The organism is Pseudomonas sp. LTR0 (assembly GCF_036630035.1).
In the GTDB taxonomy this organism is placed as follows: domain Bacteria; phylum Pseudomonadota; class Gammaproteobacteria; order Pseudomonadales; family Pseudomonadaceae; genus Aquipseudomonas; species Aquipseudomonas putida_Y.
On record NZ_CP123734.1, the window covers coordinates 1,372,981 to 1,395,773 of the forward strand.

Here is a 22,793-nt window from a genome sequence, read left to right on the forward strand (position 1 = left end):
GAGGATGATGTGGACCAGCGGATTTTCCCCGGCACGCCTCCGGGCCTTCGGCAGCGAAGGGCGGGACGACGGTGGGGCGATGGGCTGGGCGGGAGTCATGCCTTTGATACTCACATGCGGCGTAAGGTTGATTAAAGCAGTGAATGGCAACCTTTACATCGCACTTGGCTAAACATTCGCCCGGGAGCGTGCAAGCAGCAGAGAATCTGCAAATCTGCGACAATCGCCCGACTTTCCGAATGCCGATCATGAAAAAGCAGGCTCACCTGCATCACTAAAAAGCCCCATGACTGACCACGCCATCGACAAACTGCTGCAAAACCTCGACCACGCCATGATTGCCGACCGCCATCGCCTGCGCCGGCAACTGCACGAACTGCGCAAGCGCCCCGACGAGGCGAAGCTGGCGCAGTGGGTGGAGAAGGTCCAGGCCTCCTGCGCTCAGGTCACCGCGCGTCAGCAGAGCGTGCCGACCGTACGCTACGACGACAACCTGCCCATCGCCGCCAAGCGTGACGAAATCAAGAAGGCCTTGGCCGAAAACCAGGTGTTGGTGATCGCCGGCGAAACCGGCTCTGGCAAGACGACCCAGTTGCCGAAGATCTGCCTTGAGCTTGGCCGTGGCAGCCATGGGTTGATCGCCCATACCCAGCCACGCAGGATCGCAGCGCGTAGCGTGGCAGCGCGGGTCGCCGAAGAGCTGGGCACGCCCTTGGGCGCGCTGGTCGGCTACCAGGTGCGTTTCGAAGACCAGAGCGATTCCAACACCTTGGTCAAGCTGATGACCGACGGCATCCTCCTGGCCGAAACCCAGCACGACCGCTTCCTTGAGCGCTACGACACGATCATCGTCGACGAAGCGCACGAGCGCAGCCTGAACATCGACTTCCTGCTCGGCTACCTGAAAACGTTGCTGCATCGCCGACCGGACCTGAAACTGATCATTACCTCGGCCACCATCGACCTGGAGCGCTTTTCCAGGCACTTCGACGGTGCGCCGATCATCGAGGTGTCCGGGCGCACCTTCCCGGTGGACACCTGGTACCGCCCGCTGACCAGCGAACAGGACGAAGAGGGCAACCAGATCGAGGACGACCTCACGGTCGACCAGGCCATCCTTGCCACCCTCGACGAGCTGGCGCAGCACGAACGCAGCGAAGGCAAGGGCCCGGGCGATGTGCTGATCTTTCTGCCGGGCGAGCGGGAAATCCGTGATGCCGCCGAGATCCTGCGCAAGGCGCAACTGCGCCATACCGAGATTTTGCCGCTGTACGCGCGCCTGTCGCCGGCCGAGCAGCAGCGTATCTTCCAACCGCACACCGGGCGCCGCGTGGTGCTGGCCACCAACGTCGCCGAAACCTCGCTGACCGTGCCGGGCATCCGCTATGTGATCGACACCGGTACTGCGCGCATCAGCCGCTACAGCTACCGCGCCAAGGTCCAGCGCCTGCCGATCGAGGCGGTGTCACAGGCCAGTGCCAACCAGCGAAAAGGCCGTTGCGGCCGGGTCGAGCCGGGCATTTGCGTGCGTCTCTACAGCGAAGAGGATTTCAACAGCCGGCCAGCGTTTACCGACCCGGAGATTCTGCGCACCAACCTGGCGGCGGTGATCCTGCAGATGTTGCACCTGCGCCTGGGCGCAATCGATGCCTTCCCGTTCATCGAGCCGCCAGATGGCAAAGCCATCAGCGACGGCTTCAACCTGTTGCAGGAGCTTTCGGCGGTTAACCGCGAGAACCAGCTGACGCCAATTGGCCGCCAGCTGGCGCGCTTGCCGATCGACCCGCGGCTGGGCCGCATGCTGCTTGAAGGCGCGCGCCTGGGCAGCCTGCAGGAAGTGCTGATCGTCACCAGCGCGCTGTCGGTGCAGGACCCGCGTGAACGCCCTCCAGAACGCCAGCAGGCCGCCGATCAGGCGCACGCACAGTGGAAGGACGTGGACTCGGACTTCGCTGCGCTGGTCAACCTGTGGCGTGGTTTCGAGGAACAACGCCAGGCGCTGACCGCCAACCCGCTGCGCAACTGGTGCCGCAAGCAGTTCCTGAACTACTTGCGGCTGCGCGAGTGGCGCGATGCTCATCGTCAGTTGGCGCTGATTTGCCGCGACCTGCAACTGACGGTGAACAAGGAACCGACCGATTACCAGAAGCTGCACAAGGCAATCCTCAGCGGGCTGCTCAGCCAGATTGGCCAGAAGACCGAAGAGGGCGACTACCAGGGCGCACGCCAGCGGCGCTTCTGGGTGCATCCGTCGTCGGGCCTGGGGCGCAAGCGCCCGCAGTGGGTCATGGCTGCCGAGCTGGTCGAAACCACCAAGCTGTATGCGCGCATGGTGGCCAAGATCGAGCCGGACTGGATCGAACCGCTGGCCGGCCACCTGATCAAGAAAAACCATTTCGAGCCGCACTGGGAGAAGAAGCGCGGGCAGGTAGTGGCCTACGAGCAGATCACCCTCTACGGGCTGATCCTGGTCGGCCGCCGGCCAGTGCACTACGGCCCGATCGACCCGGCGACCTCGCGCGAGCTGTTTATCCGCGAAGGCCTGGTGGGTGGCGAAATCCAGTCGCGGGCCAAGTGCCTGGCGGCCAACAAGCGCCTGCTTGAAGAGCTGGACGAGCTGGAAGCCAAGGCTCGCCGGCGTGACATTCTGGCTGACGAAGAAACGCTGTACGCTTTTTACGAAGCGCGCCTGCCGGCAGAAATCCACCAGACGGCGACCTTCGACAGTTGGTACCGCATGGGCAGCCAAAAGGACGCCAACCTGCTGATCATGCGCGAGGAGGACGTGCTGGCCCGCGAGGCCAGCGAAGTGACCGCCGCACAGTACCCCGACAGTATGCAGGTGGGCGATTTGCGTCTGCCGCTGAGCTACCACTTCGAGCCCGGCCACCCCCGCGATGGTGTGACGGTGCGGGTGCCGGCGCCGCTGTTGCCGAGCCTGCCGGGCGAGCGCCTGGAGTGGCTGGTGCCGGGCCTGCTGGAGGCCAAGTGCGTGGCGCTGGTGCGCAACCTGCCCAAGGCCCTGCGCAAGAACTTTGTCCCGGTACCTGACTTCGTCAAGGCTTCGCTGGCGCGCATGACCTTCGGCCAAGGGGCGCTCCCGCAGGCCCTGGGCCAGGAGCTGCTGCGCATGACCGGTGCGCGTGTGTCGGACGAGGCCTGGGACGAGTCGGTCAACCAGGTCGAAGGCCACCTGCGCATGAACATCGAAGTGGTCGATGGTCAGGGCAAGTTCCTTGGCGAAGGCCGCGACCTGGCGGAACTGACCGCGCGCTTTGCTGCCGCCAGCCAGGCTGCCTTGGCCGTGCCGCGTGACGCCAAGGGTGAGCAGCCGGTGCAAGCCAAGGCCTTCAGCGAAGTGAAGCAGACCGCCCAGCAGAAGATCGCCGGCCTGTCGATGACCGTGTACCCGGCGCTGGTGGAAGACAACGGCACCGTGCGTGAAGGGCGCTTCTCGACCCAGGCCGAAGCCGAGTTTCAGCACCGCCGCGCATTGCAACGGCTGTTGCTGCAGCAGTTGGCCGAGCCGGCCAAGTTCCTGCGCGGCAAGCTGCCGGGGCTGACCGAGCTGGGCCTGCTGTACCGTGAAATGGGGCGGGTCGAGGCGCTGGTCGAAGACATTCTGCTGGCCAGCCTGGACAGTTGCATCCTTGAAGGCGAACAACCGTTGCCACGTGATGGCGCGGCCTTGGCCGCGCTGGCTGAACGCAAGCGCGGCAGCTGGGCCGAGCATGCCGAGCGCCTGGCAAGGCAGACCCTGGAAGTGCTGAAGCTGTGGCATGGTCTGCAAAAACGCTTCAAGGGCAAGATCGACCTGAGCCAAGCGGTGGCACTGAACGACATCAAGCAGCAGCTAGGCAACCTGGTGTACCCGGGCTTCGTCCGCGAAACGCCTGGGGTGTGGTTCAAGGAGTTGCCGCGTTACCTCAAGGCGGTTGAATTGCGTCTCGAAAAACTCGGCTCGCAAGTACAGAAGGACCGGGTGTGGAGCGGCGAGTTGGCCAATTTGTGGGCGCAGTACAAGGCCCGTGCCGACAAGCATGCCCAGGAAGGCAAGCGCGATGAGCAACTGGCGCTGTACCGCTGGTGGCTGGAAGAATATCGCGTGTCGCTGTTCGCCCAGCAGTTGGGGACCAAGGTACCGATTTCTGACAAGCGATTGAGCAAACAATGGAGTCAGGTGGAAGGCTAACCTTCATTATTTGTGGCAAACTTTGGGGCGTTTGGGGCCGCTTTGCGGCCCTTGGCGGGTAAGCCCGCCCCGCAGGGGTAAATGTACGCCCCTGAATTGGCACTAAAGTGCCATTAACCTGTCATATTCCCAGCCAGCGCCTTGTGGCGATGGCCTTTGACCAGAGGAACGACCGTGCATAACGTCGTGATCAGCGGCACCGGCCTGTACACCCCGGCCCAGAGCATTTCCAACGAAGAGCTGGTGGCTTCCTTCAACGCCTGGTCGCAGCAGTTCAACCAGGACAACGCTGCCGCCATCGAGCGCGGTGAAGTCGAGGCGGCGCCGCTCTCCGACGCGGCGTTTATCGAAAAGGCCTCGGGCATCAAAAGCCGCTTTGTCATGGACAAGGCCGGTATCCTCGACCCGCAGCGCATGAAGCCGCGCTTGCCTGAGCGCAGCAACGATGAACCGTCGGTGCTGTGTGAAATGGCCGTGGCCGCTGCCCGCCAGGCCCTGGAGCGCGCAGGCCGAACGGCGGCCGATGTCGACGGGGTGATCGTCGCCTGCTCCAACTTGCAGCGCCCGTACCCGGCCATCGCCATCGAAGTGCAACAGGCACTGGGTGTCCAGGGCTTTGCCTTCGACATGAACGTGGCCTGCTCGTCGGCCACCTTCGGCATCCAGACCGCCGCCAACAGCGTAGCGCTGGGCCAGGCGCGGGCAGTGCTGATGGTCAACCCCGAAGTGTGCACCGGTCACCTCAACTTCCGTGACCGTGACAGCCATTTCATATTTGGCGATGCTGCCACCGCCGTGTTGCTGGAGCGTGCCGACCAGGCCACTTCGGCGCACCAGTTCGATGTCGTCAGCAGCAAGCTTTGGACTGAGTTCTCCAACAACATCCGCAACAACTTCGGCTTCCTTAACCGTGCAGCGGAAGAGGGCGAAGGCGCTGCGGACAAGCTGTTCATCCAGGAAGGCCGCAAGGTGTTCCGCGAGGTATGCCCGAAGGTGGCCGAGCTGATCGGTGAGCACCTGGAGGAGAACGGGCTGCAGCCGAGCGACGTGAAGCGATTCTGGTTGCACCAGGCCAACCTCAGCATGAACCACCTGATCGTCAAGAAGCTGTTGGGGCGTGAAGTGGCCGAGGAAGATGCACCGGTGATTCTGGACCGTTACGCCAATACCAGCTCGGCGGGGTCGGTGATTGCCTTCCACCTGTACCAGGATGACCTGGCCAAGGGCTCGTTGGGCGTGTTGAGCTCGTTTGGTGCGGGGTATTCGATTGGTAGCGTGATTCTGCGCAAGCGCTGATTCATCAGGCGCTTGTTACGGCCTCTTCGCGGGCTCGCCCGCTCCCACAGGTACGGCACAGTGCTCAAGGTTTGTTGTGATCCTGTGGGAGCGGGGAAGCCCGCGAAGGTGCCGGCGCATTTCACACAGGCAAAAAGAAGCGGGAAACGCCGGATGGGGTCGGCATTTCCCGCTTCAGGTGAAGCAGAGCAGGGTGTTGTTTAGAACTTGGCTTCCAGATCAACCTGCAGGGTGTCTACGTCAGCATTGCTGTTCGGCAGCTGCGACAGGTCGGTCTTGGCCATCAGGTAGGCAGCACCCAGGGAGAAGTTCTTGTCGATTTCGTAACCGACCTTGAACTTATGACCGCGCGAACCGGTGTAGCCGTTGCCGAAGTCCGAATCGGTGAACAGGCTGACCACCGCGTTACGCTGCACATCGCGGTAGTTGTAGTCCAGGCTCCAGGCACCCATTTTGGTTTTCAGGCCAGCCAGCCAGGCCTGATCTTCGCCGTCGGTGCTGTCGGTGTTCTTCACGTACTGGCCGTAGGCCGACAACGGAATGGCCAAGCCGGTGAAATCGATCTGGCCAAAGCCTTCCACCAGATTGAACTCGTTGGTGGTGTTGCCGAACGACTGCAGGATGGTTGCTTCCTTGTCGTTGTCGTAACCATAGATGCTGGCACCCACGGTGAGCTTGAGCACGTCGGCCGGCGCAAACTTGGCGCCCAACTGGCCGTGGTAAACCTGCGCATCGTGCTTGTACTGGACGCCGTCACCATCGACGTTGTCCTTCAGGGTGTACTGACCGGCGCTGGCAAAGACCTCGGCCCCGCCCAGGTCAGCCTTGTAAGTCGCAGCCACACCTTCCGGGTTGATGTCGCCATCCCAGATGATGTCGCCCATGCTCACCCAAGGCTGTTGCATCTTGCCGCCAATCAGGTGCAGGTTAGGGACTGCAGTCGGGTGCCAGTCAAGGTAGGCCAGGTCGACCCACAGCGACTTCTTGTCGAAGTAGTTGTCGAAGCTCTGGTTGGTCGAACGTCGGTCAGCGCTGCTGCCAGTGGCGATACGAACCCCGGCGTCGACCTGCGGGTTGATCTCGCTGTAGAAGCCGACACGGGCACGCACGCGCTGGCGGTCCTGGTTGCCGCTGCTGCTGTTCGGGTCGTCGACGTTGACGTCTTCGTAACGCAGACGCACGTCACCCTTGATCTGGGTCTTGGCGGCCCATGCCACTTTTTGTTCGAAGGAGCTCATACGTTCGGACTGAGCTTTCTGGTCGGCCTTTTCCTTGGTTTCTTTTGCCAGGTCGCCCTGCAGTTCGTTGTACTGCGCCTGGTTGATCGAGCCATTGGCGCGGAGCATTTCGAGCAGCTTGGCGTCGACAGCAGCACTGGCCGGGGCACTCAGGGCCAGCATCATGCCGGTGAGGCTTACTCCGGTAAGTGTGGAAACAAGACGCATAAGGTTCTCCCTACTGAAAAAAATGGGGGAGGCTCAAGCGCCTGCCCCTGCGTTGGCATGTCTTCGGAAAGGGCCTGAGTAGACAGGTTCTGTGGATCCGGAAAACAGGCGCAAGTATTGCGGGGGTCAATGACAGATTAATGTCTGATTAGTGGCACTGTTGTTAAGTAATTGAGAATGAAGGGATCAACCCGGCGTTCGTCATTTGAGCGACGGGCCTTCCTTGGGGATACTGACGGTCTTCAGACAGCGAGCCGAAAATGTGACCAGCCTGTACAGCCTTGCCCATCTGCGTGATCTCTCGACAGCCACCTGGGATGCCCATGTGCCAGCCGGTCAACCCTTCCTGCGCCATGCTTTTCTCAGTGCAATGGAGGACAGCGGCAGTGTGGCGCGTAGCACTGGCTGGGCTCCCGAGCACCTGGTGCTGGAGCGTGACGGGCAGGTGCGGGCGCTGTTGCCCGCTTACCGCAAATGGCACTCGTTTGGCGAGTATGTGTTCGATCATGGTTGGGCCGACGCTTGTGAGCGGGCCGGTATCGCCTACTACCCCAAGCTGCTCGGCGCCGTGCCGTTCAGCCCGGTCAGTGGCCCGCGTTTGCTGGCTGCCGACCCAGCCGACGGCTTGCTGGTGCTACAGGCGCTACCGGAATACCTGGGTAAGGGTGGGTTGTCAGGGGCGCACATCAACTTCACCGACCCGCAGCTGGATGCGCAGATGGCTGGCTTGCCGGGGTGGATGGAGCGGTTGGGGTGCCAGTTTCATTGGCGCAATCACGGTTACCGCGACTTTCAGGACTTTCTCGACAGTCTTAGCTCGCGCAAGCGCAAGCAGATGCGCAAGGAACGCGAGCAGGTGGCGGGGCAAGGCATCGACTTTCGCTGGTATCGGGGCGACGAACTGGATGAAGCACAGTGGGACTTCGTCTTCCTGTGTTACGCCAACACCTATGCGGTACGCCGTCGGGCGCCTTACCTGACCCGCGAGTTTTTCAGCCTGCTGGCCGAACGCATGCCCGAGGCTGTGCGCGTGGTGATGGCCCGCCAGGGTGGGCGAGATGTGGCCATGGCCTTGAGCCTGGTGGGCGGTGACAGCCTGTTTGGCCGCTACTGGGGCTGCCTGGATGAGTTCGACCGGCTGCATTTCGAGACGTGTTTCTATCAGGGCATGGACTTTGCCATTGCCGAGGGTTACCAGCGTTTCGATGCCGGGGCGCAGGGGGAGCACAAGTTGATTCGCGGTTTCGAGCCGGTGTTGACGCGGTCGTGGCATTACCTGCTGCATCCGGGGTTGCGGCGGGCGGTGGAGGACTTTCTGCTGCAGGAACGGGAAGGGGTCAGGGGGTATGCCGAGGAGGCGCGGGGGATGTTGCCCTACCGCCGGGACTGAGCGTTTTGTGTTGCCTGTGCTGGCCTTTTCGCGGGCTTGCCCGCTCCCACAGGTATTGCACAGTTCTGAGGCCTGTGGTGATCTTGTGGGAGCGGGCGAGCCCGCGAAGAGGCTGGTGCAAGCGTCAATCGACCCCGACAAAGCCCCCGGTCTGGTGGTGCCACAACCGGGCATACAGCCCTTGCTGTTCCAGCAACTCACTGTGGCTGCCACTTTCGGCAATTCGTCCCTTGTCCAGCACTACCAACCGGTCCATACGGGCAATGGTGGAAAGCCGGTGGGCGATGGCAATCACCGTCTTGCCCTGCATCAGCGTCTCCAGGCTTTCCTGGATGGCAGCCTCCACCTCCGAGTCCAGCGCTGAAGTGGCCTCGTCCATGATCAGGATCGGCGCATTCTTCAACAGGACCCGGGCAATGGCGATACGCTGACGCTGACCGCCCGACAACTTGACCCCGCGCTCCCCCACATGGGCATCGAAGCCGGTACGCCCCTGGGCATCCGACAGTTGCGGGATGAACTCGTCGGCGCGGGCACGGCGCACGGCTTCGATCAACTCCGCCTCGCTGGCATCTGGGCGACCATACAGCAAGTTGTCGCGGATCGAACGGTGCAACAGCGAGGTGTCCTGGGTGATCATGCCGATCTGCGCACGCAAGCTGGCCTGGCTGACCTCGGCAATGTCCTGGCCGTCGATCAGGATGCGCCCACCCTGCACGTCGTACAGGCGTAACAGCAGGTTGACCAGGGTCGACTTGCCTGCCCCTGATGGGCCGATCAAGCCAATTTTCTCACCAGGGCGGATGTCCAGGTTAAGCCCTTCGATGACATTGGCAGCCTTGCCGTAATGGAAGTCGACGTCATCGAAACGCACCGCGCCGCGGCTGACCTTCAGTGCCGGCGCATTGGGCCTGTCGGTGACGGTGACCGGCTGGGCGATGGTCTGCAGGCCGTCCTGCACCATGCCGATGTTCTCGAAAATGCCGTTGACCACCCACATGATCCAGCCTGACATGTTGACGATGCGGATCACCAGGCCAGTGGCCAGGGCGATGGCGCCGACGGTGATCAGCGACTGGCTCCACAGCCACAGCGCCAGGCCCGTGGTGGTGGCCACCAGCAGGCCGTTGAGGGTGGTGATGACCACGTCCATGCTGGTGACCACCCGTGAGGCCAGCTGGGTTTTTTCGGTTTGTTCGCGGATTGCTTCGCGAGCGTATTGCTGTTCGTAGTCGGTGTGGGCGAACAGCTTGAGGGTGGCGATGTTGGTGTAGCCATCGACGATACGCCCCATGAGCTTGGAGCGGGCGTCGGAAGAAATCACCGAGCGTTCCTTCACCCTCGGCACGAAGTAGCAGAGCGCGGCGATGTAGCCGATGATCCACATCAGCAGCGGCAGCATCAGGCGCCAGTCGGCCTCGGCAAACAACACCAGCGACGTAATGGCGTAGATCAGCACATGCCATAACGCGTCCACGGCCTGCACGGCGGAGTCGCGCAGCGAGTTGCCGGTCTGCATGATGCGTTGGGCAATGCGCCCGGCAAAGTCGCTCTGGAAGAAGTTCAGGCTCTGCTTGAGCACGTAGGTATGGTTCTGCCAGCGGATCAGGCTGGTCATGCCAGGGTTGATGGTCTGGTGCACCAGCAGGTCATGCAGGCCGAAGAACACTGGCCGCAGCAGCAGGATCACCACCAGCATCCAGATCAGCTCGCCGCTGTGCTCGCTGAAGAAGTTGGCATTGGGCGTACCCTGGGCCAGGTCGATGATGCGGCTGAGGTAGCTGAACATCGCCACCTCGATCAGCGAGGCGAACAGGCCAACCACCAGCAGCGCGAGAAAAGCAGGCCATACCTGGCGCAGGTAGTACAGATAGAACGGCCACACCGTGCTCGGGGGGGCTTCGCTCGGTGCCGCGCGGAAAATATCGATCAGTCTTTCGAAACGACGGTACAGCATGGTCGACAACACTCCTGTTCGTCCGACCCTCAGGCGGTTTCACATCCTTGTGAAGCCTGCAGTCAGTCGATACGTTTGGCGGACTTGATATAGACCGGATCGGCCGGTACGTCGCGCATGCCTTTTTTGATGGTGGTGGGCGAGTTGACGATCTGGTCGACCACTTCCATGCCCTTGGTCACTTTGCCGAACACCGCATAACCGGCGTCGCGGCCCGGGTTGAGGAAGTCGTTGTCGGCGACGTTGATGAAGAACTGGCTGGTGGCTGAGTTCGGGTTGGACGTGCGCGCCATCGACAGGGTGCCGCGGGTGTTCTGCAGGCCGTTGCTGGCCTCGTTCTTGATTGGGTCGTTGGTGTTCTTCTGCACCATCTGGTCAGTGAAACCGCCGCCCTGGACCATGAACCCCGGGATCACGCGGTGGAAGATGGTGTTGTTGTAGAAGCCGCTGTCGACGTACTCCAGGAAGTTCTTGGTACTGATCGGTGCCTTCTCGGCGTTCAGCTCGATTTCGACCTGGCCGAAGCTGGTGTCCAGCATGACGTGCGGGGTCTTGTCGGAAGCCATGACACTGGTGGCGAAGGCGACCGAGCAGGCGGTGAGCAGGAGTTTTTTCAGCATGGGCTCAAAGATCCTTGAGAGGTGGAAACGGCTGCGAGGAACTGCAGCAGGGTCTGGTTGAAGACCTCGGGTTGATCGAGGGGTGTAGCGTGCCGGGAATCGTCGACGACGACCAGCCTGGCGTTGGGTATTAGGGCGACGTAGCGCTCTTTGAGTTGTATCGGCGTGTAATCGTGGTCGGCGGCGATCACCAGAGTAGGGCAGTGGATCTGCCCGATGCGTTCCTGCACGCCCCAGTCGACGATAGCGTCGAAGCTCTTGAGGTAGGCGCGTTTGTCGTTGCGCGCCCAGCGCTGGGCCATCTTCTGCCGCAGGTCTGCTTGTTGTGGCTTGGGGAACAGCCGCTCGGCCAGCCCCTTGCCGACGGTTTCGACACTGAGGATGCGCGCCAGGCTCCAGCGCTTGAGCCACCACGCCCAGTCACTGCGGGTGCGGCGCTTGACCTCGGGGGCGCTGTTGACGATGCACAGGCTGCGCAACCATTGCGGGTGGTCGACGGCAAACTGGAAGCCGACCATGCCGCCCATGGACAGGCCGACGAAGTGCACCGGCCCTGTGTGCAAGTGCTCGAGCAGGGCCAGCAGGTCGGCACTGAAGGTGGCGATCTGGTAACCGTCAGAGGGCTTGTCGGAGCGACCGTGGCCGCGGATGTCCATGAGGATCACCCGATAGTGGCGGCTGAGCACCGGCACCTGCAACTCCCAGTCCTGGCAGCTGGAGCCCAGGCCGTGCAGCAACACCAGGGGTTCGCCCTGGCCATATTCCTCGTAATGCAGCGTGCATCCTTCGTGTTCGAAATAGGCCATGGGCGCGGTCCTCTCAGGCTTGCGGGGGGGCTGCGAAGGGCACGTCCAGTGGCGCGGTGTCGAAATTGCGCAGCAGGTCGATGAGAATCTGCGTGGCCGGTCCCAGGGTCTTCTCTTTGCTCGAATAAAGGTAGAACAGTGGGTGGCGGCTGCCACCCTGATCCAGCGGCAATGGCTTTAGTACGCCTTCGCGCAGCTCGCGCTCGATCATGTGACGGGGCAGCCACGCAAAGCCCAGGCCGCTGCTGACAAAGGTGGCGGCGGTGCCCAGGCTGCCGACGGTCCAGCGCTGCTCGGCGCCCAACCAGCCCACGTCACGCGGTTGGGCGCGGCCGGAATCGCGGATCACCACCTGCAGCTGGCTTTCCAGGTCCTGGAAGGTCAGTTCACGTCCCAGGCGGTGCAGGCTGTGCTCGGGGTGGGCGACGGCGATGAACTCCACGGCGCTCAATTCGGCACCCAGGTAGCCGCCGATGCTGTAGCTGCTGATGGCCAGATCGGCGATGCCTTCGTGCATCACTTCCTCCACGCCAGACAGCACCTCTTCACGCAGGCGCACCCGGCAGCCGCGGCTTTGCGGCATGAACGCAGCCAGCGCGCGCACCAAGCGGGCACTGGGGTAGGCGGCATCGACCACCAGGCGCACCTCGGCTTCCCAGCCTTGTTCCATGTGGTGGGCCAGGTCTTCGAGCTGGCTGGCCTGTTTGACCAGGTGGCGCGAGCGGCGCAGCAGCACATTGCCGGCCTCGGTCAGCACCGCCTTGCGCCCATCGATGCGCAGCAGCGGCACGCCCAGTTGCTCCTGCATGCGGGCCACGGTGTAGCTGACCGATGACTGCGAGCGGTGCAAGGCCTCGGCGGCCTGGGCAAACCCGCCGTGATCGACCACTGCTTGCAGGGTTCGCCACTGGTCAAGGGTTACGCGCGGCGCTTTCATCTTTCGCTCCTGTTGTCCTAAGCTGCGCTCTTTCAAGGAGAGCGGCCCATGAAGAAATATTGTGCGGCAATACTGATGTGCCTGCCCCTCGGGGCCATGGCTTATCCCATCGATGTGGAGAAGGAGCTGACCGGGGTCAAGCTCGACTACACCGCCTATGACACGGCCTATGACATTGGCGCCATCACCCTCAACAACTATGGGCAGGTCCCGGCGGCGTGCAAGGTGACCTTTCGCAATGGCCCGGAGGCACCGCGGGTGCGCCGGGTGAACGTACCGGCGGGTAAAAGCGTCGATGTCACCGCCAAATTCAATCGGCAAATCATCAAACTGCGCATCGCCTTGAACTGCAGTGCGGAATAAACTGATTAATCGATAGATTGGACCCACTTTTTACGCTTTTTTATCGATAGGTCAAGCCTTAATCTCACCTCCATCGAATCGCACCCTTTTTTGCCGATGGAGGCACCCCATGTCCCGCGTACTGATCATCGAAAGCAGCGCCCGCCAGCAGGATTCCGTTTCCCGTCAGCTGACCAAAGATTTCATCCAGCAATGGCAGGCCGCTCACCCAGCCGATCAGATCAGCGTGCGTGACCTGGCCGTAAACCCGGTGCCGCACCTGGACGCCAATCTGCTGGGTGGCTGGATGAAGCCTGAAGAACAGCGCACCGCCGCCGAACTGGAGGCCCTGGCCCGTTCCAACGAACTGACGGATGAATTGCTGGCGGCTGACGTGCTGGTGATGGCTGCGCCCATGTACAACTTCACCATCCCCAGCACCCTGAAAGCCTGGCTGGACCACGTGCTGCGTGCGGGTATCACCTTCAAGTACACCCCGACAGGCCCGCAAGGCCTGCTGACCGGCAAGCGCGCCATCGTCCTGACTGCCCGTGGCGGCATCCATGCTGGCGCCAGCAGTGACCACCAGGAACCGTACCTGCGCCAGGTGATGGCGTTCATCGGCATCCACGATGTCGACTTCATCCATGCCGAAGGCTTGAACATGAGCGGCGAGTTCCACGAGAAGGGCGTCAGCCAGGCCAAGGCCAAGCTAGCGGCGGTGGCCTGAGGTTTCACGAATTCCCAACCCTGACACCTGTTTTTGCTCCTTTGGGTGTACCTGCCCGGCCTGTATGGCCGGGCTTTTTTATGCCTGGGATTTTTAGGGCATCAGTGCTGGCCTCTTCGCGGGTAAACCCGCTCCTACAGGGCCTCCATTCGCCGGAAGATATAGCAGGTCCCTGTGGGAGCGGGCGTGCCCGCGAAGAGGCCGGTACAGCCCCTACATTCCTCATGGTTGAACTCATTCGTCGCAACCCGCTAAGGTCGCGGCCTTGATTCACGAGAGACAACCATGGGCTACCTGATAATCGTCGCGCTGATCCAGGCGTTTTCCTTCAGCCTGATCGGCGAGTACCTGGCCGGGCACGTTGACAGCTATTTCGCAGTGCTCGCCAGGGTGCTGCTGGCCGGCCTGGTGTTCCTGCCGCTGACCCGCTGGCGCCAGGTCGAGCCACGCTTCATGCGTTCCATGCTGCTGATTGGCGCGCTGCAGTACGGCATCACCTATGTCTGCCTGTACCTCAGCTTCCGGGTGCTTACCGTACCGGAGGTGCTGCTGTTCACCATCCTCACGCCGCTGCACGTGACCTTGATCGAAGATGCCCTGAACCGGCGCTTCAACGCTTGGGCGCTAGTGGCCGCGCTGGTCGCCGTGGCCGGTGCCGCCGTGATCCGCTTCGACAGCATCAGCGGCGAGTTCTTCATCGGCTTCCTGCTGCTGCAACTGGCCAACTTCACTTATGCTGCTGGCCAGGTGCTGTACCGCCACCTGGTCGCTCGCCACCCCAGTGACCTGCCACACTACGCCCGCTTCGGGTACTTTTACCTCGGCGCGTTGCTGGTGGTGCTGCCGGCCTTCTTGCTGTTCGGCAACACTCAGCACTTGCCGAGCACGGATGTGCAATGGCTGGTGCTGTTGTTCCTGGGGCTGTGCCCGACGGCGCTGGGGCTGTACTGGTGGAACAAAGGTGCATGCCTGGTTTCTGGCGGTACGCTGGCGGTCATGAACAACCTGCATGTGCCGGTAGGGCTGCTGCTGAACCTGTTGATCTGGAACCAGCACGAGCCGCTGGGGCGGCTGTTCATCGGCGGGGGGATCATCCTGGCGTCGGTGTGGCTGAGCCGCCTGGGTGGGCGCGCACAGGCGCCGCTGGCCGGCAAGGCCTGACGCGCCCGTTGATCCGGGGCTGCAGGGCAGCCCCGGCAATCTCAGGCCTCGCTCATATCTTCAATGCGACGCAGCATCGGCTCCGCCGCCGTACGCCCGGCCAACCCCACCCGCATGTCATTGCCACTCGGCTGCTGATACAGGCTCAGGCCAAACTCCGGCAACACCGCCAGCAGGTAGTCGAAGATATCGCCTTGAATCCGCTCGTACTCTTCCCACGCCGTGGTGGTAGTGAAGCAGTAAATCTCCAGCGGCACGCCTTCGGCCGTGGTCTGCATCTGCCGCACCATGCAGGTCATGTTCTTGTGTACGTTGGGGTGGTTCTGCAGGTAAGCCAGGGCAAAGGCACGGAAGGTACCGATATTGGTCAGCTTGCGGCGGTTGGCTGACAGCTCCGCCACCGGCCCCAGCGCCTCGTTCCAGCTCTGCAGTTCCTGGCGCTTGGCGGTCAGGTAGTCACCCAGCAGCCGCACCTGGCTCAGGCGCTGCTCTTCTTCGCGGGAGAGAAAGCGTACGCCGCCGGCGTCGATGAACAGGCTGCGCTTGATGCGTCGGCCACCGGACTGCTGCATGCCGCGGTAATTGCGGAATGACTCGCTCATCAGGCGCCAGGTGGGGATGGAAACGAGGGTCTTGTCGAAGTTCTGCACTTTCACCGTGTGCAAGGTGATGTCTACCACGTCGCCATCGGCGCCTACCTGCGGCATTTCGATCCAGTCACCCACATGCAGCATGTCGTTGCTGGTCAACTGCACGCTGGCGACGAATGACAGCAGGGTGTCCTTGTACACCAACAGCAGCACCGCCGACATTGCACCCAGGCCGGACAGCAGTAACAGCGGCGAGCGGTCGATCAGGGTGGCGACGATGACGATCGAGGCGAAGATCCACAACATCAGCTTGGCCAGCTGCACGTAACCCTTGATCGAGCGGGTGCGGGCGTGTTCGGTGCGGGCATAGATGTCGAGCAGGGCATCCAGCAGGCATGACAGCGCCATGGTCATGAACAGCAGGGTAAAGGCCAGGGCGACATTGCCGAGGAAGTGCTGGGCGGTGTCGGACAGCTCGGGTACCAGCTTAAGGCCGAATTGCAGCACCAGTGACGGGGTCGTTTGTGCCAGGCGATGGAACACCTTGTTGTGGCGCAGGTCGTCCAGCCACTTCAGCGCATGCTGACGGGCCAACAGGCGCCCGCCTTGCAGTACCAGGAAGCGCGCCAGGCGGCCGACTATCAGGGAAATGAGCAGCAGTGCCGCCAGACCGATGGCGGCGTGCAGCATTGGATGTTGATCGAGGGTGCCCCACAGGTCGAGGGAATCACGCCAGATTTGTTGGATATCCATGGGCTTGCGTACAGTCTTGTTGCGAAACGAAGCTGTATTAGAGCGCGGATAGCGACAAAGTTGCCAAAAGAAATTCGGCTAAGGCGGCAGAAAACGTTACCCTATGCAACTGAATTTCCCGCACTTGTCTGAGGTTACCTCCGTGTTCTCCCAATTCGCCCTGCATGAACGCCTGCTTAAAGCCGTGGCCGAGCTTAAATTTGTCGAGCCAACCCCGGTGCAGGCCGCGGCCATCCCCCTGGCCCTGCAAGGGCGTGATCTGCGTGTGACTGCGCAGACCGGCAGCGGCAAGACGGCGGCCTTCGTACTGCCGCTGCTCAACCGTCTGGTCGACCTCAGCGGCCCGCGTGTCGAGATTCGCGCGTTGATCCTGCTGCCGACCCGTGAACTGGCCCAGCAAACCCTCAAGCAGGTGCAGCTGTTCTCGCAGTTCACCTACATCAAGTCGGGCCTGGTGACTGGCGGCGAAGACTTCAAGGAACAGGCCGCCATGCTGCGCAAGGTGCCCGACGTGCTGATCGGCACCCCGGGTCGCCTGCTCGAGCAACTCAATGCCGGCAACCTCGACCTGTCCCACGTGCAGGTCCTGATTCTGGACGAAGCCGACCGCATGCTCGACATGGGCTTTGCCGAAGACATGGAGCGCCTGTGCAAGGAGTGCGAGAACCGCGAGCAGACCTTGCTGTTCTCGGCCACCACGGGTGGCGCAGCCCTGCGCGACATCATCGGCAAAGTGCTGAAAGACCCTGAGCACCTGATGCTCAACAGTGTCTCGCAACTGGCCGAAGGCACCCGCCAGCAGATCATCACCGCCGACCACGACCAGCATAAAGAGCAGATCGCGCAGTGGTTGCTGGCCAACGAAACCTTCGACAAGGCAATTATCTTCACCAACACCCGCGCCATGGCCGACCGTATCTACGGCCACCTGGTGGCCAAGGATGTGAAGGCTTTCGTGCTGCATGGCGAAAAGGACCAGAAGGACCGCAAGCTGGCCATCGAGCGCTTCAAACAGGGCAGCTCCAAAGTGCTGGTGGCGACCGACGTGGCAGCCCGTGGCCTGGATATCGACGGCCTGGACCTGGTGATCAACTTCGACATGCCACGCAGCGGTGACGAGTACGTCCACCGTGTGGGCCGTACCGGCCGTGCCGGTGGTGAAGGCCTGGCGATCTCGCTGATCACCCACAACGACTGGAACCTGATGTCGAGCATCGAGCGCTACCTCAAGCAGCAGTTCGAACGCCGGGTCATCAAGGAAGTGAAGGGCACCTACAACGGGCCGAAGAAAGTCAAAGCCTCGGGCAAGGCGGCCGGCAGCAAGAAGAAAAAGGTCGAGAAGAAAACTGGCGACAAGAAAGCTGCCGCCAAGCGCAAGCCTACTGCCAAGCCGAAGGCCAACGCGCCCCTGGCCAGTGCTGACGGCCTGGCACCGCTTAAGAAGCGCAAGCCTGCTGCTGAATAAGACTCACGCCGGCCCTTTGCAGAAGCGACGCAAACTCGCATCTGCGAAGGGCGTGCGCAGGCGACGAACGATCACTCCGCCTTTTTCTCTGCCTGCTTCAACTCCTTGATCCGCTGGTCGATCAGCTGACACTTGTCGGGCAAGTCCTTGCTCGCCGTCCCCAGATCCATCCCCTGGAGCTCATCATTGATCTCCTTGGCCTTTTGCGGGTTCTGCTCGGTCAACTGAGTGACCAGCCCGGCCAACTCCTCACGTTTTTGTGTTGCTTCTTCAGGTGTGCAGGCCCAAGCGGGCAGGGCGCAGAGCAGGGCAGTGGCACAGGCTATGGGCAGTAGCGGTTTCATCCTTTCAACCTCCGGCGGTGGTGATGCCCGGTGGAGGGCTGTGGGGGCAGGGAAGTTCAGGGCTTGCGACCGATGGAAGATTCTTTGGTGGTGGTAGTCCGTTTCTGAAACGCTCCCGTATCTCTCCAGCGCCGTTGAGCAGCACGCTACATCGCTCTAGTCTCGAAGGAAAAGAGGGGGTATTGTATGTACAGCTGTAAATACAGGTCGTCCCATGTTCTTTGAATGGGACGAAGGGAAAAACCAGAGCAATATCCGCAAGCACGGCATCGACTTTGCCGACGTTCCTGACATGTTCAATCATCCCATGCTGATCCGGCGTGATGAGGATGTGGAATGTGCTGAAGAACGTTGGGTCAGCCTAGGATGGCTAAAGGCGCTGATAGGTGTCGTCGTGTACACGGAGAGGCGGGGTGAGGTGATACGCATCATTTCTGCAAGAAAAGCCACCAAACGGGAGGCCAGGTACTATGACCAAATCATCGAGAACTGACTGGAGCCGCCTGGCCCGACAGGACGACAAGGATATCGACACATCAGATATCCCTGAACTGGACCAGGACTTTTTCCGCCAGGCCGAGCTGCGCGTTCCCGCCAAGCAGACGGTGACCATTCGACTGGACTCAGATGTCCTCGCCTGGTTCAAGGAGCAGGGTAGCGGCTACCAGACCCGGATCAATCAGTTGCTGCGCCAGTACATGCAAGCGCAACAACGCCAGCGCTAAGCGCTTCGGAACGCTTGGCAACCCTGGCAGGTCCCAACCTGTGTACCCCTTTCGTCCACAGCAGGAGCCCGTAGCCATGAGCATCACCTACGACTGGGACCTGATCGAACGCTTGCTGCACGAAGTGCAGAACGGCGCCGGTCACAGCTTCACGCCCCGCCCTTATGCCGAACAGCATGCTGCGGCATTGGCCGCCAAGGGTGAGCCGGTGGGTGACGTGGATCACCTGAAAACCCGTGCATGCGAGTATGAAAAGCTGCTATTTGAGCGCGGATTCATTGAATGCCGGCCTGAAGAGGACGGCGGCAATGGCGAAAACTTCGTCCTGACCGAACGCGGCTCGCGCTTGATGAGCCTGATCGACAGCAGCATCCCCGGCTTCGAGCACCCGCGGCAGGTGCTGGATGAGCAGGAGGATGCGCTGGACGAAACGACATTCGAACAGGTATCTGCGAAGGCACAGATTGCTTGAGGTCGTTTTAAGGCTGGCAAGTGCAGCGCTCGAAACCCGATAATCGGTAGCTTCTGAACGCTGCCGAGCCTTGCCCATGCCTACGATTACCCCAGAGGCCCGCTTATGAGCGCGGTCCGCAAGAACCCCGACGCCTTTGCGTTCCAGGTAATGCTGGGGCTTTGCCTGATCTGGGGTTGCCAGCAGGTACTGATCAAGACCGCTGCCGTCGACATTGCCCCGGTGATGCAGGCAGCACTGCGCAATGGCATTGCCGCTGTACTGGTAGGCCTGATGCTGTGCTGGCGGGGAGGCTGGGAGCAGGTCGGCAGCACTTGGCGCGCAGGGGTGGTGGCGGGCGGGCTGTTCGGGGTGGAGTTTCTGTTCATTGCCGAAGGACTGAAACTGACGTCGGCGGCGCACATGTCGGTATTCCTCTACACCGCGCCGGTATTTACCGCCTTGGGCCTGCATTTTCGGCTAGCCAGTGAACGCTTGCGGCTGCTGCAATGGCTGGGCATTCTGCTGGCCTTCGGCGGCATTGCCATGGCCTTTGCCGGTGGCACTTCGTTCGAGGACATGGACAGCCGCACCTTGCTGGGTGATGCCTTTGGCGTGATCGCCGGGCTGGCCTGGGGCGCGACTACGGTGGTGGTGCGTTGCTCACGGCTATCGGAGGCGCCGGCAACCTTGACCCTGTTCTATCAGCTGGCGGTCGGGTTTGCCGGGCTGCTGCTGATTGCCCTGGTCAGCGGGCAGATCGGCGCGGTGTCGCTGACGCCGCTGGCGATGGGCAGCGTGTTGTTCCAGGGGATTGTGGTCTCATTCATCAGCTACCTCACCTGGTTCTGGTTGCTGCGTAAGTACCTGGCGTCGAACCTCGCGGTGTTTTCCTTCATTACCCCGTTATTTGGGGTGACCTTTGGTGTATTGCTGCTGGATGAGCCGCTCAGTGCGAATTTCGTGGTCGGGGCGTTGATGGTGTTGCTGGGGGTGATCCTGGTAAGTGCCGAGCCTTGGGTGAAACAACAATTGCGGCGGTTGGTAGGGTGATGGATAGCCTGTACCGGCCCCTTCGCGGGCGGCCGGAACAGGCTACATCGACTCAGGATGCAACCTTGGCCTGACAGGCGCTTCCCTGCTGTGCATTACCGGGCAGTTGGACCAACACTCCAGCCACCACCAACCCGCCCGCCGCCAGCATCAATGCGGGTTGCAGCCCGCCGCTGTAATGGCTGCTGAGCGCGGCCAGCAGCGGCCCACTCAACTGCCCCAAGGCAAAGCACGCGGTCAGCAGCCCGGCATTGCGCTGTGTGGCATGTGGCGCCAACTCGCGCGAGCGTTGCATGACCAGTTGCATGCAGGCCAGGAACGGCCCGCCACACAGCGCAACACCCAGCGCCAGCCCGATCCCTCCACCCATCAGGCAGGCCAGCACACCCAGCCCTTGCAGCCACAGGGTGGCAGTCAGCCAGGCTGAAGTGTGGCCACCACGGCGCACGCTCACCAGCAAGACGCCCAGCGCCGCCGCCAGGCCAAACGCCGGCCAGAACAGGTCAGCCAGCCACTGCCCGCGAAACTGCTGATTGGCCATCTGTGACAGAAAGGTGGCCGGCAGGATGTAGCCCAAGCCATACAGGGCATACACCAACCCCAGGCGGCCAGTGCCGACACTGCGCGTCGGGCCTTGTTGCACTGGCGACTGAGCCGGTGCCGCTTGTAATGCCCGTGGCAACCACGGCCGCACGGCCAGCAGCATCACCAGGGCAGCCACGGCATAGATCAGCCACAGCGCTGCCGAGCCCAGCCCCTGTACATGTGCGGCCAGTGCCAGTAGCCCGGTCACGGCAATACCCAGGCCAGGCCCGGCGAATACCAGCGCTCCCAGGCGTTGGCGGTTGTGGGCATTGGCTACTTGCTGGCTGAGGCTGGTGATCATCACCAGCACCCAGGCGCTGGCTACGCCGGTGCCAAAGCGCAGCAGCAGGTGGCCCCAGAAGCCGTCGGCAGCCCATGAGGCCAGGGTCAGCAGCACACACAGCCACAGCCCCCCATGCAGGCGCAGGCGTACCTGGCCTGGCGAGCGGGCGAACATGGCGTCCACCGCACCCACGAAGTAGCCAAGGTAATTGGCCGCCGCGACCAGCCCGGCGACTGTCAGGTCGAACTGACCTTCGGCAATCAGTTGCGGCAGTTGCGGGGTGAGGGCGAAACGGCCGATGCCCATGGCCATCATCAGCGCCACGGCGCTGGCGAGCAGTTGAATGAATGGCGACATGACAGGTCTCCTGCGCGGATATAAGCGATGGATGGCAGGTTAGGACGGTTTGTTTTTCAATAAAATTGAATAATGATGATCAAGTTATTCTGTTTTGGAGAATGCTATGGAGTTCAGCCAACTGCGCATCTTTCAGGCCGTGGCCGAGGAAGGCTCGGTTACCCGCGCCGCAGAGCGTCTGCACCGGGTGCCATCAAACCTCTCCACGCGCCTGCGCCAGCTCGAGGAGCAGTTGGGCGTCGAACTGTTCCTGCGCGAACGCCAGCGCCTTCAGTTGTCGCCAGCAGGCAAGGTGCTGCTGGACTATGCCAACCGCATGTCAGCCTTGCGCGACGAAGCGCTGGCCGCCGTGCGTGGCGGTCAGCCGGCTGGTGACTTCGTACTGGGGACCATGTACAGCACGGCGGCGACCCACCTGCCGGGGTTGCTGGCGCGCTATCACCAGGCTTACCCGCAGGTGAACCTGCAAGTGCGTGCAGCACCCAGCGGCGAGTTGCTTGAGGGGCTGCTCAACCACACCCTGGATGCTGCTCTTGTGGACGGGCCACCGAGCCTTGCCGGGCTTGATGGCGTGCCGCTGTGCGATGAGCAACTGGTACTGATCACCAGCCCCGAGCACCTGGCGGTACGCACCGCCAAGGACGTGGCGGGCAAGGCGGTGTTCACCTTCCGCCAGGGCTGCTCGTACCGCATGCGCCTGGAGGCCTGGTATGCCCATGCCCATACGCCGATGGGGCGGGTGATGGAGATCGAGTCATATCAAAGCATGTTGGCCTGTGTGATCGCGGGTGCGGGTGTGGCGATGATGGCCCAGTCGATGCTCGACAGCCTGCCTGGCCGTGACCGGGTGAGGGTGCACCCGCTGCAGGCTCCTTTCGATCAGGCGGTCACCTGGCTGATGTGGCGCCAGGGCATGCGCGGGGCTAATCTGCAGGCATGGATCGACCTGCAACAAAGCGAAACGATTAACCAGTCGTCGGAATGCGCCGCCACGGCTTGATCCGCGTCAAAATGGCCCTTATCTGTAGGAACAGAGGAATGCGTAATACAGGACATCGGGCTATGATCTGTATGAAACATCGCAGGATTGATTTGCCGTGAGGCTGACCCGTCAAGGGGGCATTATGAATAAACCACTGTCAAACTGGCTCCACGACCTGGCCGTCGCCTTGGGGCTGATTCCACCACCCTTGCAGCCGGTGCCGATCCCGACTGATGAAGAGCAGCGCAAACGTCAATCGCGTCGTCGCTGATTAACGACAGAGGCCGCTGCACCCGAGTGTGTGCAGCGGCCTTTTTGTGCCTGTTGAT

The 22,793-nt window shown here is 62.0% G+C and carries 21 protein-coding genes; 13 read left to right on the forward strand and 8 right to left on the reverse strand.

The annotated features are described in order from the left end of the window. The first annotated feature begins 286 nt into the window (after positions 1-286). Together hrpA and QCL51_RS06405 are read left to right on the forward strand one after the other, a co-directional pair. Positions 287-4,192: an ATP-dependent RNA helicase HrpA gene (gene hrpA, locus QCL51_RS06400; protein WP_021783408.1), complete on the forward strand. Its 3,906-nt coding sequence runs from the start codon at positions 287-289 to the stop codon at positions 4,190-4,192. Between the two features lie 174 nt (positions 4,193-4,366). Further along, a complete protein-coding gene (locus QCL51_RS06405) occupies positions 4,367-5,488 on the forward strand; it encodes a beta-ketoacyl-ACP synthase III (protein WP_021783409.1) in 1,122 nt (373 codons plus the stop codon). A gap of 200 nt (positions 5,489-5,688) precedes the next feature. Here QCL51_RS06405 and QCL51_RS06410 read toward each other — a convergent pair whose 3' ends face one another. Then, positions 5,689-6,933 carry a putative porin gene (locus QCL51_RS06410; protein WP_274118612.1) on the reverse strand — a complete coding sequence of 415 codons (1,245 nt, stop codon included), beginning with the start codon at positions 6,931-6,933 and terminating at the stop codon, positions 5,689-5,691. Positions 6,934-7,195: 262 nt separating this feature from the next. Here QCL51_RS06410 and QCL51_RS06415 point away from each other — a divergent pair, with 262 nt between their 5' ends. After that, positions 7,196-8,323: a GNAT family N-acetyltransferase gene (locus tag QCL51_RS06415; protein WP_325950520.1), complete on the forward strand. Its 1,128-nt coding sequence runs from the start codon at positions 7,196-7,198 to the stop codon at positions 8,321-8,323. Positions 8,324-8,447: 124 nt separating this feature from the next. Here the strand turns inward: QCL51_RS06415 and QCL51_RS06420 are convergent, their stop codons facing one another. From QCL51_RS06420 to QCL51_RS06435, 4 genes are all read right to left on the reverse strand, one after another. Further along, positions 8,448-10,280 carry an ABC transporter ATP-binding protein gene (locus QCL51_RS06420; RefSeq protein ID WP_021783412.1) on the reverse strand — a complete coding sequence of 611 codons (1,833 nt, stop codon included), beginning with the start codon at positions 10,278-10,280 and terminating at the stop codon, positions 8,448-8,450. 62 nt (positions 10,281-10,342) lie between these two features. Next, entirely contained in the window at positions 10,343-10,900 is a 558-nt protein-coding gene (locus QCL51_RS06425) for a peptidylprolyl isomerase (protein WP_021783413.1), read from the reverse strand. Further along, the gene (locus QCL51_RS06430; protein ID WP_021783414.1) at positions 10,894-11,706 is read right to left on the reverse strand and encodes an alpha/beta hydrolase; all 813 of its coding nucleotides are present in this window, start codon (positions 11,704-11,706) and stop codon (positions 10,894-10,896) included. Before QCL51_RS06430 ends, QCL51_RS06425 begins: the two co-directional genes overlap by 7 nt. 13 nt (positions 11,707-11,719) lie before the next feature. After that, positions 11,720-12,643: a LysR family transcriptional regulator gene (locus QCL51_RS06435; protein WP_003254610.1), complete on the reverse strand. Its 924-nt coding sequence runs from the start codon at positions 12,641-12,643 to the stop codon at positions 11,720-11,722. A 48-nt stretch (positions 12,644-12,691) separates the two neighbouring features. Here QCL51_RS06435 and QCL51_RS06440 point away from each other — a divergent pair, with 48 nt between their 5' ends. From QCL51_RS06440 to QCL51_RS06450, 3 genes are all read left to right on the forward strand, one after another. After that, on the forward strand, positions 12,692-13,006 hold the full coding sequence (locus QCL51_RS06440; protein ID WP_028697750.1) for a hypothetical protein: 315 nt from the start codon (positions 12,692-12,694) through the stop codon (positions 13,004-13,006). 109 nt (positions 13,007-13,115) lie between these two features. Then, a complete protein-coding gene (locus QCL51_RS06445; RefSeq protein ID WP_021783415.1) occupies positions 13,116-13,715 on the forward strand; it encodes an FMN-dependent NADH-azoreductase in 600 nt (199 codons plus the stop codon). A 285-nt stretch (positions 13,716-14,000) separates the two neighbouring features. Beyond that, entirely contained in the window at positions 14,001-14,876 is an 876-nt protein-coding gene (locus QCL51_RS06450; protein WP_003254607.1) for a carboxylate/amino acid/amine transporter, read from the forward strand. 41 nt (positions 14,877-14,917) lie between these two features. On the opposite strand, the gene QCL51_RS06455 is transcribed toward QCL51_RS06450, so the two are convergent. Then, complete coding sequence (locus tag QCL51_RS06455) at positions 14,918-16,219, reverse strand: mechanosensitive ion channel family protein (protein ID WP_274118610.1); 1,302 nt, start codon at positions 16,217-16,219, stop codon at positions 14,918-14,920. A 103-nt stretch (positions 16,220-16,322) separates the two neighbouring features. Here QCL51_RS06455 and QCL51_RS06460 point away from each other — a divergent pair, with 103 nt between their 5' ends. Next, positions 16,323-17,684, forward strand: a complete 1,362-nt coding sequence (locus QCL51_RS06460; RefSeq protein ID WP_012051553.1) for a DEAD/DEAH box helicase — start codon at positions 16,323-16,325, stop codon at positions 17,682-17,684. A gap of 71 nt (positions 17,685-17,755) precedes the next feature. Here the strand turns inward: QCL51_RS06460 and QCL51_RS06465 are convergent, their stop codons facing one another. Beyond that, a complete protein-coding gene (locus QCL51_RS06465) occupies positions 17,756-18,028 on the reverse strand; it encodes a hypothetical protein (protein WP_012051554.1) in 273 nt (90 codons plus the stop codon). A 214-nt stretch (positions 18,029-18,242) separates the two neighbouring features. On the opposite strand from QCL51_RS06465, the gene QCL51_RS06470 reads away from it, so the two are divergent. From QCL51_RS06470 to QCL51_RS06485, 4 genes are all read left to right on the forward strand, one after another. After that, on the forward strand, positions 18,243-18,521 hold the full coding sequence (locus QCL51_RS06470; protein ID WP_010955211.1) for a BrnT family toxin: 279 nt from the start codon (positions 18,243-18,245) through the stop codon (positions 18,519-18,521). Then, complete coding sequence (locus tag QCL51_RS06475) at positions 18,499-18,753, forward strand: BrnA antitoxin family protein (RefSeq protein ID WP_004576871.1); 255 nt, start codon at positions 18,499-18,501, stop codon at positions 18,751-18,753. Before QCL51_RS06470 ends, QCL51_RS06475 begins: the two co-directional genes overlap by 23 nt. A gap of 76 nt (positions 18,754-18,829) precedes the next feature. Then, complete coding sequence (locus tag QCL51_RS06480) at positions 18,830-19,225, forward strand: hypothetical protein (protein ID WP_028697753.1); 396 nt, start codon at positions 18,830-18,832, stop codon at positions 19,223-19,225. 105 nt (positions 19,226-19,330) lie between these two features. After that, entirely contained in the window at positions 19,331-20,257 is a 927-nt protein-coding gene (locus tag QCL51_RS06485; RefSeq protein ID WP_028697754.1) for a DMT family transporter, read from the forward strand. 52 nt (positions 20,258-20,309) lie between these two features. Here the strand turns inward: QCL51_RS06485 and QCL51_RS06490 are convergent, their stop codons facing one another. Beyond that, positions 20,310-21,482, reverse strand: a complete 1,173-nt coding sequence (locus QCL51_RS06490) for an MFS transporter (RefSeq protein ID WP_028697755.1) — start codon at positions 21,480-21,482, stop codon at positions 20,310-20,312. A 106-nt stretch (positions 21,483-21,588) separates the two neighbouring features. Here QCL51_RS06490 and QCL51_RS06495 point away from each other — a divergent pair, with 106 nt between their 5' ends. Together QCL51_RS06495 and QCL51_RS06500 are read left to right on the forward strand one after the other, a co-directional pair. Beyond that, complete coding sequence (locus QCL51_RS06495; protein WP_021783421.1) at positions 21,589-22,482, forward strand: LysR family transcriptional regulator; 894 nt, start codon at positions 21,589-21,591, stop codon at positions 22,480-22,482. Positions 22,483-22,606: 124 nt separating this feature from the next. Further along, positions 22,607-22,735: a PA1414 family protein gene (locus QCL51_RS06500; RefSeq protein ID WP_256122388.1), complete on the forward strand. Its 129-nt coding sequence runs from the start codon at positions 22,607-22,609 to the stop codon at positions 22,733-22,735. Positions 22,736-22,793: the final 58 nt, after the last annotated feature.